The sequence below is a fragment of the Vibrio sp. 1457 genome (genome assembly GCF_033340195.1).
In the GTDB taxonomy this organism is placed as follows: domain Bacteria; phylum Pseudomonadota; class Gammaproteobacteria; order Enterobacterales; family Vibrionaceae; genus Vibrio; species Vibrio alginolyticus.
The window spans coordinates 1-1,022 of the sequence record NZ_JAWOWA010000156.1; the positions used below are offsets into that span (position 1 = coordinate 1).

The 1,022-nt window shown below is 42.2% G+C and carries 2 protein-coding genes; one reads left to right on the forward strand and one right to left on the reverse strand.

Features of this window, described 5'->3' with window-relative positions; translation table 11 throughout:
• The first annotated feature begins 296 nt into the window (after positions 1-296).
• Positions 297-758, forward strand: a complete 462-nt coding sequence (gene tnpA / locus R7Z41_RS24515; protein WP_005498820.1) for an IS200/IS605 family transposase — start codon at positions 297-299, stop codon at positions 756-758.
• 148 nt (positions 759-906) lie between these two features.
• On the opposite strand, the gene R7Z41_RS24520 is transcribed toward tnpA, so the two are convergent.
• A partial coding sequence (locus R7Z41_RS24520) for a DnaJ domain-containing protein (RefSeq protein ID WP_318141706.1) occupies positions 907-1,022 on the reverse strand: 116 nt, incomplete at its 5' end.

Below are 1,022 nucleotides of genomic sequence, written 5' to 3' on the forward strand. Positions count from 1 at the left end.
TGGGTGGGGTATTCGTTACACCATCGCTCTGCGATCTTCGAAAACGCCTCTCAATTTGGCAGAATTAAAGGCGGAAGTAACTACAACACGATTTATTTCCAATACGAATTCTAAATACATTATTAAGCCCTGTAATCCTACAGGGCTTTTTATTGTATAGAGAAAACCCCCAGCTAGGCTGGGGGTTCCGTAAAGCTTACAGCTATAAGTCAGTTATATAACTCCTTTCAATTTGATAAAAACGTCTTGTGGTCTGGCAACTGCAAGAGTTAATTAAGAATTGAAAGGGGGTCCCAATGGGGGACGAAAAGAGCTTAGCGCATACGCGATGGAACTGTAAATATCATGTGGTTTTTGCACCTAAGTACCGAAGACAGGTGTTCTATGGTGAGAAACGAAGGGCAGTAGGCGAGATACTTAGAAAATTATGTGAATGGAAAAACGTGAATATTATTGAAGCAGAATGCTGCGCAGATCATATTCATATGCTTTTAGAGATACCACCTAAGATAAGTGTTTCATCCTTTATGGGATATTTGAAAGGAAAAAGTAGCCTGATGCTCTATGAGCGATTTGGAGATTTGAAGTTTAAGTACAGGAATCGAGAATTTTGGTGTCGAGGGTACTATGTCGATACGGTAGGAAAAAATACCGGCAAGATACAAAGTTACATAAAGCATCAACTAGAGCAGGATAAAATGGGAGAGCAATTGTCGATCCCGTATTCAGGTAGCCCGTTTACGGGCCGCAGGAAATAGTCATATGCAAATGTCAGATCACTATGCGCCTGCTAGGGCGCTGCCAGTAAGAGAGCCTTATAGGCGCATATGAAAAACCACCGGCTATGCCGGTGGATACTTTTTTTAAGTCCTAAGCCACCTACTACAGTAGGTAGTTATTTACTATTTATCCATTTCGAAGCACGTTCCATGCTTCGCACAACACTCTGAATCTTTCGGCATCGCCATTTTCTCTATCAGGATGCCAGCGTAACGCCAGTTTTCGCCATTGTCGGCGGATTT

Coding starts and splice junctions, on each gene's coding strand:
- tnpA (WP_005498820.1), top strand. CDS start 297: ATGGGGGACGAAAAGAGCTTAGCGCATACGCGATGGAACTGTAAATAT.